This window comes from Microbacterium sp. Bi128 (assembly GCF_918698205.1).
The window spans coordinates 1-2,145 of sequence record NZ_CAKKMM010000874.1 but is presented as its reverse complement, the minus strand read 5'-3'; the positions used below and the strand labels follow the sequence as shown (position 1 = coordinate 2,145).

The following is a 2,145-nucleotide window of genomic DNA, read 5'->3' as shown; positions in this document are numbered from 1 at the left end:
CATCTACGGCCCCGAAGGCGTCTCGTTCTACACCCGCGGCAAGGTGGTCACCTCGCGCTGGCCCGAACCCACGCACGCCTCCGGTGCCTCCTACAACTTCCCGTCCAACTGACGCCTCGACTAACCACGATCGACTGCTCCGCAACCGCCGTTTTGAGCGTCCAAAACGGCACCTGCGGAGCACTCGATGAGAAGGAATGGAAATGACAGAGAACAAGCTGATCATCGGCACCGCGCCGGACTCCTGGGGCGTCTGGTTCCCGGATGACCCCCAGCAGACCCCGTGGGAACGCTTCCTCGACGAGGTCGCCGAATCCGGCTACAAGTGGATCGAACTTGGCCCCTATGGCTACCTCCCCACCGATCCGGCCCGTCTCGCCGAAGAGCTCAAGCAGCGCGACCTCAAGATCTCAGCCGGCACCGTGTTCACCGCATTCCACCGCGGGGCCCACCAGTACGACGAAGCCTGGGAGCCGGCCCGCAAGGTCGCCGAACTCACGGCAGCCATGGGAGGCGAACACATCGTGGTCATTCCCGCGATGTGGCGCGACGACGTCACCGGCGAGGCCGTCGAGAGCGGCACGCTCACCGAGAAGGCGTGGAGCGACCTGTTCTCCGGCCACAACCGCATGGGCAAGACCCTCTTGGAGGATTTCGGCCTGAAGCAGCAGTTCCACTCGCACGCCGACTCCCACGTCGGCGCGCAGGAGGACATCGAAACCCTGCTCGCGGCCACGGACCCGAAGTACCTCAACCTCTGCCTGGATACCGGCCACGCCGAATACTGCGGGGCCTCCAGCCTCGACCTGATCAAGAACTATCCGGACCGGATCGGCTACCTGCACCTCAAGCAGATCAACCCGGACATCCTCAAAAAGGTCAACGAGGAAAACATGACGTGGGCCGCCGCCAACCTGGCCGGCGTGATGACCGAGCCGCCGAACGGGCTGCCGGACCTGCGCGCCGTCATCGAAGCCGTGGAGGCGCTCAACCGGCCGATCTTTGGCATTGTGGAACAGGACATGTATCCCGTGGCCTTCGACGTCCCGATGCCGATCGCCAAGCGCACCCGGAACTACCTGCTCTCCTGCGGCTCCCGCACCGCCGTAAACTAGAACTGAGGACAAGATCATGACCAAGACCCTCCGCGTAGCTGTCATCGGCGCCGGCCGTATGGGCGCAGACCACATCCAGCGGCTCAACACTCGCATCCACGGCGCCGAAGTTGCCGCCGTCGTCGACGTCGACCTCGCCCGTGCCCAGGCCGCCATCGAAGGCATCCCCGGCGCCGTCGCCCTCGCCGACGCCGAGGAGGCCCTCAACAACGGCGACGTCAACGCCGTCCTGATCGCCACCCCCGGCTTCCTGCACGAGGACATCCTGCTCAAGGCGATCGCCAAGGACATCCCGATCCTCTGCGAGAAGCCGCTCACCCCGGATGCCGAATCCTCCTGGAAGATTGTCGAAGCCGAGCAGGAGCTGGGCCACAAGCGCATCCAGGTCGGCTTCATGCGCCGCTTCGACGCCGAATACGCCGCCCTCGGCAAAATCATCCGCGACTCCGAACTCGGTGAGCTGCTCATGCTGCACCACCAGCACCGGAACCCCACCACCCCGGCGGGCTTCACCAACGAGATGCTGATCAACGACTCCGTGGTCCACGAATTCGACGCCATCCGCTACTTCACCGGCGAGGAAATCACCTCGGTCCAGGTCCGCCTCGGCAAGGCCACACGGAACGCCCCGGCCGGTCAGCACGACCCGCAGCACGTCCTGATCGAAACCGAGTCCGGCGTCCTGGCCGACGTCGAGATCTACGTCAACGCGAAGTTCGGCTACGAGGTGGCCACCCAGGCCTCCTTCGAAGACGGCATCGTCAGCATCGGCGGCGACAAAGGCCCGTACACCCGCAGCAACGGCCGCTGGGGCGGCCACGTCACCCCCGGCTTCGAGGAACGCTTCGGGGCGGCGTACGACGTCGAAATCCAGTCCTGGGTGGACGCCGCCCTGCGCGATGAGATCGGCGGCCCCACCGCCTGGGACGGCTACGCCACGGCCGCCTGCTGCGAGGCCGGCGTCGAGGCGCAGAAGAACGGCGAAAAGGTCGCCGTGAAGCTCAACGCCAAGCCCGCCCTGTACCGCTAA

At 65.7% G+C, this 2,145-nt stretch carries 2 protein-coding genes; both read left to right on the top strand.

The window, feature by feature from the left end; all coding sequences use genetic code 11:
• Window positions 1–203: 203 nt before the first annotated feature.
• Complete coding sequence (locus LQV45_RS27495) at window positions 204–1,115, top strand: sugar phosphate isomerase/epimerase (RefSeq protein ID WP_230010006.1); 912 nt, start codon at window positions 204–206, stop codon at window positions 1,113–1,115.
• Between the two features lie 16 nt (window positions 1,116–1,131).
• Window positions 1,132–2,145, top strand: coding sequence for a Gfo/Idh/MocA family protein (locus LQV45_RS27490; RefSeq protein ID WP_230010003.1), 1,014 nt, complete (start codon window positions 1,132–1,134; stop codon window positions 2,143–2,145).

Bases quoted from the DNA above. Each gene is read 5' to 3' on its own strand.
- LQV45_RS27490 (WP_230010003.1), top strand. From the start codon at position 1,132: ATGACCAAGACCCTCCGCGTAGCTGTCATCGGCGCCGGCCGTATGGGC.
- LQV45_RS27495 (WP_230010006.1), top strand. From the start codon at position 204: ATGACAGAGAACAAGCTGATCATCGGCACCGCGCCGGACTCCTGGGGC.